Source organism: Actinospica durhamensis (genome assembly GCF_018139695.1).
In the GTDB taxonomy this organism is placed as follows: Bacteria; Actinomycetota; Actinomycetes; order Streptomycetales; family Catenulisporaceae; genus Actinospica; species Actinospica durhamensis.
In genome coordinates, this window is record NZ_JAGSOG010000357.1 from 1 (window position 1) to 7,454 (window position 7,454).

Consider the following 7,454-nt stretch of genomic DNA (forward strand, 5'->3'; position numbering starts at 1 on the left):
CTCGTGCTCCACCCCGCCCTTCTCATGCGCCCCTTCGATCCCTGGCATGCAGTAGAAAGGATCGAACCCATACCATGATCGGAAAGCGACCCATCGGGTCGATTCCACCCGGTTGCGCCCGAAGCACACCTGCTTGACCGCGGGCTTCAAGTTGTCGTACCGGATGTGCCGGGTCGGCACCCCGCCCAGCGCCCGGAACGCCTCCACGTGCCCCTCGAGGAAAGCCTCCTGCGCCTGACTGGCGAACACCCGGTGGATCGCCTTGCCGCTGAAACTCAACCGCAGCGTGAACAGCCGGCACTTCGTCAGCTCACCACGCAGCCGAACCCACACGTCCGCGAAGTCGACCTCCGCCTCCGCCCCCGGCGCGTGCACCTGCGGCACCACCCCGTCCACATGCGCAGCCCCCGCCCGCGCCTCGGCCACAATCTGCGGGCGCCGCCGCGCGACATAGTCCCGGATCGAGGAATACGACGCCCCGTCGAACTCCCGCTCCACCGCCAGCCGCCGCTGGATCCGCTCGATCGTGTGCCGCTGCTTGCGCGGCGCCGCCACGTCCTCGCGCAGCATCGCGTCGATGAACACCGCCACCGGCGCGAGCACCGAACGCGCCGGCGACACCGGCTTACGCGGCGCCGGCACCGCGCCGTTCAACGCCGCGCGCACCGTCGGACGGCCCAGCCCGTACCGGCGCGCCAACTCCCGCACCGACACCGACGGATCCACCCGCCGGTCCCGACGCACGCGCTCGAAAATCTCCTCACGCGACAACCTACCCACCACGGGCCTCCTGACCTGGCCGCGATCTTTAAGTTTGGTAGAAGGTTGACGCTCCCGAACGGAGCAGACCCCGCATTGCGCCGAACACCGGCGTGTCGCCCAAAAACAAGGTGGGTCTACGACATCCGTCCCAGACCCAGGGTCCGACCCAACCTGTCGAAGTGGGTACCAATCACCCTGCCGAACTCACAGACAGCGAGTCAACCACCCAGAGCCTCGATGAACTCATCACCCTGCTCGACTCCGGAGTGGAACAACTGCGCTGCTGCCGGGCTGTGTCCCACCTGACCACCTCCTCAGGGCAACCCGTCGAGGTAGCCGGCGTCACCATCCACCCGGAGACCGGGCCCGGGAGCCTCCAGGACCAGGCCCGTACCCTGATCCCAAGGGCACTCGACGAGGAGGTCCCACACGCCTTCGGCCCGCCGCTGAGCCTGCTTGTGACCACCGCCGAAGTCGCCGTCGGCGAGGTCCACCGCACCCGGGAAGCGCGCACAGCACGCATCGACCGCTTCATGCTGCTCTCCCGGCTGCTGTTCGCCGGCACCCACCAGTCGTGCTGGCAGATCGACGGCCCAGCCACAGTGATCTCGCGGGACACCCCACGCCACCGGGCCTTCGGCGAGCCGTTCACCTTCCCCCTCGTGGAACGCATCGTCCGCCTCAGCTCAGAACACGAGAGCGCGTTCACCGCGCTCGGCGACTACCTCGACGCCGCCGACGTCAACCGCGCGAAGATGCTCATCACCACGTTCGACATCGCCGTCTACCGGTTCACCAAAGCCTACGAGGCGCATGATCCGTACGAGAGCATCGTCGACCTCGCCACGGCTCTCGAAGCAACCCTGATCAGCGATGACCAGAACACCGAGGCGGTCACCGCGCGCCTGCGGTTGCGAGCCGCCACACTGCTCGCCACCGCCACCGACCCAGGTGCAACGATCTCCACCGACATCAACCTGCTCTACAGCCTGCGCTCCACACTCGTACACGGCGGCAGCTTGAAGGAAGCCGAACTCGTCAAAAAACTCGCGAAGATCTCCGCCGTGCCCGAGAAAACCCCGACCGGAATCGCCCTGGCCCTCGCAGTCGACCGGTTGCGCGACCTCGTACGCAGGGCGTTTCTCGCCCGCCTGTGCCTGGCCTCAGGCCCCGACGCACTGTGGCCCTACGGCAAGGAATCCTCCGTGGACGTGGCCATGGTCGACGATCAGCAGCGCGCGCAATGGCGCGCCCACTGGCAGAACACGCTCGCCGAACTCGGCGTCCCCGATGCCGCCCAGCCGGCTCCGCCCGCCGCTGACTTCCTCACCGGCCCTCGCTCCGGCAACAGCGAGGCTTGAGATCTCAGCCCGAATCCACGGTGGCAGGTTACGCACAGGTGGCGGCGGCAATGCGGACGAACGCGGCGCCCTGGGAGGCTGCGACCGCGTGTCAGTTGAAGAACCTGACGGACAAAGGCTCGAGCAGACCGACCTTGACCAGGTCATCGACCAGCCAGCGGTAGGCGTAGCCGCTGGCCGGGCGGCTCCAGTGCATTGGCAGGTCGCTGGTATCGGAGATCGAGCCCGGCGGTATCCGGCCCACACCGCGCTGGAACATCGCGGCGAACCCCGAGCCCGCAGCCTCCTCTTGGCTTAAGCACAGCTCCACCTCGACCAAGCGCCACCCGGCCGAGGCCGCGTCGTGGGGCGTGATGAGGTACTGGAGGCCGCCAGCACTCTCCCGCTCGCCCTCGAAGCGCTCGACGAGCACGTCCACCCGGGCCGGAAGAAGGCGGTAGGTCGCCAAGCTCGAAGCGCACGGACCGAAGTTCGCCTCGACCAAATCCCGGTAGCCCTCCAGCGCAGCCTCCAGCACTCCGGCGACGAACCGCGCCGTCGCCTGCGGCGTGTACCTCAGCGCGTAGCTCCGCCGGAAGATTTCAGGTAGATCCGGGGCCGGCCACGGCCGCTCGAGCACGTCCCCCTCGAACGAACGTAGCTGCTCATCGAGCCATCTGAAGTCCGTGGAGTCCGCCCGCAGACCCGTCCACTGCTGCGTGAACATCACGGAGGAGTTGACCCTCTCCATATACGGGGCCAACTCCCTGCGCAGCACCTCCACACGGATCTGCTCGCCGTCGCGCCCGAACCGCCCGGCGGTGACGAACGACGCCAACTCCCACATCCGCTCGCGCGTGAGCACACTCGCGCGCGAGGTCGGCAGGCGGCGGCGCTGAAGCAGATCGACCAGCTGCTCACGCACCTGAGTACGCGCCCAACGCCACCGCGCCAGCTCACCGGTCGGCAGCGCGAACCTCTCCTGCCGGGGCCAGCCCGCGGCGCGCACCACCTCCCGGTCCGGATCATCGATCCGCACGAGTGGCGGCACGACCTCGCTTCTCGACTTCGCCAACAACACCCAGCCCGCCTGAACGCGAACGCCCCACCGGCACAACACGCCCTCGCGGTGTGCCGCCAGATCCGTGCGCAACGGCCCGAACCCCTCCAGCATCGCCTCGATGGGCCCGCGCAGCCACCGCCCCACCGCGATCGAGAGGTCCCTCTCACCGCGAAGCTCGGGACATCCCGTTTCGATCTCAGCACGCACCACGGCGTCGGTGAGACCGTCGCCGATGCAGGCGTGTTGGTCTTGCGGCGCGACCTCGTCGAAGACCCAGGAAGCCGCGGCGGCGTTCGCCCGGGCAATCACCGCCATGTCGCGCTCTGCCTGCACCCGAGTTCCGTCGGCCACCGCGAACGCGATCGCATAGCGCCACCGATCGAACGCCTCGACCGCCGCGGCCTGGGCAAGCGGCATGGCGCCGGCCCTGATCGCCTCGGCACCGAAGTACTGCTCGAACAACGGCAGCGCGAACGCGAGGGCGCCGTCATTCTCAACCACCAGTCCGGTCGCGCACAGACCCCACACCACCGGCCGATTGGCGAAACTCGCCGCGCGGACCGCACCACGCTCCTGCAAGATCGAAATCGCGAGCCGGGCGAAGTGCTCCCAGGTCCGCTCATCCGCGGCGTCGTTCCTCCCACGCTCCACGATCAGCGGCGCGAGATCGGAAAGAAGACGCGTACGCGTCACCTGGGCATCCCCTCCTGCAGTTAATCGGGCAGCGAGCGCCGCCGCCGTCAGCGGCCGCTCCAACAGCGGCCGCGTCTCCGGGGCCCACCACTGCTGTGGACTGCTCTCGCCGACGATCAAGTCGAGCAGCGCCAGGCCTCGCTCCACGCTCCACGCCGGCACCGCGACCGCTTCACCCTCACCGTCAATGGACACCGCTCCGGGGCGGGCGGTGGCCAAGACGCGGACATGAGGCGACGCTGTCACAAGCCGACGCGCCTGCTCCAACAGGAACCGGGCCTCCTGCGCTCCGACACTGTCCAGATCATCAAGGACGACACGGCACGGGCGGACCGGATCCCCGCCGATCGCCTCGACAAGGGCCGGCGCGAGGCCCCGGGCCGCAACAGCCCGCGCGTCCAGCCACACCGGCACCTCGATTGCGTCGTCCGCCTCGGCCTCGCTCAAACCCTCGGACCACCACGACTCCGCGAGCTCGCTCTTGCCCGATCCCATCGGAGCCACGAGCACCCGCACGCATCCCTCGGGCACCGCCACCCTGAACACCTCAGTCTCAACGGCCCACGCCAAGACGCGCTCGCGAAGTGAACGCTCCACCGGAGCAAGCCGCGCCAGACTCCTCCCCCTCGACTCGGCACGCGCACGCTCAAGCGCCTGCGACCTCGTACGCGAACACGCCGAGAACGGCAGCACCTCGCGCAGCGCGTCCGCCAGCAGCGGTACGAACGAGCGCGCCATCACCTCCGCGACCTGAGCATCTGTCATAGGCGGCCGCTTGACCCCACCGAGCTCGCGCACCTCGGCTTCATGCTGCGCTCGCCATTCCCGCAGCATCTGCGGCGGGTAGTCCGCCTCGCACTTGTCCACGGCATCCGCGTGGAGCAGGCACAAGATCACGAGGTTGTCGTATCCGCGATTCGCGGCCGACGTCATGCCCTCCAGCCAGCGCGCGCCGCCGAAACAGCGCGCGTGGATATGAGCGACCCGACTGTTCAAAACCTCCTTCTCCCCGGCGGTACCCGCCTTGTACAGCGGCTCCCCGCACCCCGGCTTCGCACACCACAGCGCCTTGGCGTACAAGCGCTTGACCGTAGCCTCCGCCGGATACGGATGTTCACGAGAGCCGCCGCCCGCGGCGGCGGCGCCACGCTTCTTCACCATGAAGGCATTCTGCTCGCGCCGACCGACAGACCCTGTTGCCGGGGAACGCGCGCATGGACAGGCGACGTGGGCCAAATCCGACACGTCGAGGCCGACGTCCCCAAAGTTGGACGCGACGGTAGGTCCTGCGCCACCGTGCGGCAAGCTGGGCCCGCCATCGTGCCTGACGGCAGGCCTGCCGGGCCATTGGATATCAGTTCTCTGTGTTGGACAGATTTTGGGGAAGTTGGCCCGCGAGAACCGGCAGGAGACGGCAGAGATCGGCAGAGATCTTCATGCATATGCAGCATTCTACGAGTTCAGAGCTATCGACCCTTGAATACTCGCAGGTCACAGACTTGCGCCCGCCATGATCTCTCTTATGCATGATGCTGTTCTTGGCGGGAGTGGGGCCTGGTGGTCGTGGCCCACCGCGCTCATCGCGCACACCCCGAGGCCAGCACCGACGAACACGGCACTCCGATGATCACTCCATGATCTCCCAGCGCCGTGCTCGTTCGTCGCTCCAGACTCGCCAGTCACACCAGCCTCAAATCCGAGGAACGGCGCTTGCCTTTATAGGCGGGCTACGATCTCTTCGTCTATTAGGGCTGTTATCGAGGTTCGCGGGGAGCCCCCTTCCACGTGGGCGGTTACGGTTACCACCGCTTCCTTATCTGGGCAGATTATGCAGAGCTGGCCGTATCTGCCTGCCATTTTGTACGTTTTCTCCCCGGGGGTGCACCAGACGCCTAGGCCGTAGCTGTCCGAGAGGCGGAAGCCTTCGACTGGTGGGTCCTGCACGGTCGAGACGGTCTCTGTCGCGATCCGTGCGCAGTATTCGGCGGGGACCAGCTGCCGGCCTTCGTGGCGGCCCTCGTCGAGCAGGAGGCGGCCGAAGCGGGCCAGTTCGGACGTCCTCAGGTGGAGGGCGCTCTCCGCGAGCGGGTGGCCGAGGGGGCAGGTGTGCCACTGGGGGTTGTGGATGGCCAGCGGGGTGAAGACGCGGGGCAGCAGGTAGTCGCGGACGTTGGCGCCGGTCGCGGCGCGGAGGGCGCGGGCTGCTATGTACGGGCCGATGCCGGTGTACTTGAAATACGTGCCGGGCTCGTGCGTGAGCGGGGTCGCGAAGAAGTCAGCGGCCAGGTCCGGGACCACGACGGTGTCGTAGGCGGACCAGAAGTGCGGGCTGCCGGACGTCATCGTGAGCAAGTGCCGGAGCGTGACCTGGTCCAGGCCGGGCGCGGCAGAGTCGGCTAGCTCGGGGTAGTACTTGAGGGCGGGGTCGTCCAGGGCGAGGCGGCCTTCGGCTTCGGCGATGCCAAGCGCTACGGACGTGAAGGTCTTCGAGACCGACCGTACGTCGACTCGGTCGTCCGAGCGGAGCCTGCGTTCGACCGGCTCGGCACCGCGACGGTAGAGGTGCACTCCGTAGAGTTCCATGCCCTCTCGCTCGGCGGACCGGACCAGGGCGTCAATGAGTTCTCGCATGGCGGTGAGCCTAATAGCGGGGTCTGACATTCGCGGCTAGCTGCTCCCCCGTTAGATGCCTAACATGGCGAACACGCCGTCGACCGCCTCTTCGGCGCTCGACACTTCGCGAGGGCTGCTCGCGCCCGCTGCCTGAGCGTTGGTGTCGACCTTCCAGCCGCCCAGGACGAACGTGGGCTTCCCGGTTCGCATGGCCAGGGAGATCTCGCTCAGCGTTCCCCAGCTCCCGCCGACGGCGATCACTGCGTCGGCCGAGCCGACAACGAGGCCGTTGCGCAGCTCGCCGAGGCCTGTGGGGAGGGTGATGGTGAGGAACGGATTGCCTGCTGCGCGGTCACGGCCGGGCAGGAATCCGACGGTGTGGCCTCCGTGAAGGGCAGCGCCTTTACATGCTGCCTCCATGACGCCGCCCAGCCCTCCGCAGAGGATTACCGCCCTGCGAAGTGCGAGCAGAACGCCGACTTGCTCAGCCTGTCTCAGCTCATGCGTACTTGCTTCGCCTGGTCCGACCACCGCCACGTAGGGGGTGCGGGAAGCTTGCGGCGGTGGGTCGATTTTCTCACTATCAGGCATCATTCACGCGATCCATGCCTCGAGCATCCCGACTACTCCCCCGGGCCCCCGGGCTGGTTTCGATCTTAGAACAGCCGTCGTGGAGTCGTGGCGTTATAGATTGTTCGGTCGCGGCGGACGGGCTCAGGAGGCTTTCGAGACGAGCTCGACGAGGTTGCCGCCTGCGGTGAGGGTGACGAAGGTGTGGTCGACGTCGTCGGTCCACAAGATGAGGGCCATGGTGGGGGCGCCGGGCTGGGGGTCTACACCGTGGACGCGGCAGGCGGCTTCGACGGTGTCGAAGCCTAGAGTGAAGCCGCCGATGCGGAATTCGACGTGCTCGGGGTGGTATCGGTCGGGTGCAGAAGGTCTCTTCCGGGCGGGGGGACGGGAAACGGGGGCTACTCGGGTGC

At 67.7% G+C, this 7,454-nt stretch carries 5 protein-coding genes and 1 pseudogene; 1 reads left to right on the top strand and 5 read right to left on the bottom strand.

Features of this window, described 5'->3' with window-relative positions:
- Positions 1 to 780: IS21 family transposase (gene istA, locus KDL01_RS37205; protein WP_438802013.1), on the bottom strand; the 780-nt coding region annotated here is incomplete at its 3' end.
- Positions 781 to 941: 161 nt separating this feature from the next.
- Between istA and KDL01_RS45700 the strand changes: the two genes are divergently transcribed.
- Positions 942 to 2,123: a HEPN domain-containing protein gene (locus KDL01_RS45700; RefSeq protein WP_212533418.1), complete on the top strand. Its 1,182-nt coding sequence runs from the start codon at positions 942 to 944 to the stop codon at positions 2,121 to 2,123.
- Between the two features lie 91 nt (positions 2,124 to 2,214).
- On the opposite strand, the gene KDL01_RS37215 is transcribed toward KDL01_RS45700, so the two are convergent.
- The 4 genes and pseudogenes from KDL01_RS37215 to KDL01_RS37230 all read right to left on the bottom strand — a co-directional run.
- Positions 2,215 to 5,019, bottom strand: a complete 2,805-nt coding sequence (locus tag KDL01_RS37215; protein ID WP_212533419.1) for an NACHT domain-containing protein — start codon at positions 5,017 to 5,019, stop codon at positions 2,215 to 2,217.
- A gap of 555 nt (positions 5,020 to 5,574) precedes the next feature.
- Positions 5,575 to 6,489, bottom strand: coding sequence for a serine hydrolase domain-containing protein (locus KDL01_RS37220; RefSeq protein ID WP_212533420.1), 915 nt, complete (start codon positions 6,487 to 6,489; stop codon positions 5,575 to 5,577).
- A gap of 51 nt (positions 6,490 to 6,540) precedes the next feature.
- Entirely contained in the window at positions 6,541 to 7,065 is a 525-nt protein-coding gene (locus tag KDL01_RS37225) for a TIGR00725 family protein (protein ID WP_212533421.1), read from the bottom strand.
- A gap of 120 nt (positions 7,066 to 7,185) precedes the next feature.
- Positions 7,186 to 7,454 (bottom strand): annotated as a pseudogene (locus KDL01_RS37230) (hypothetical protein); the annotation flags it as partial.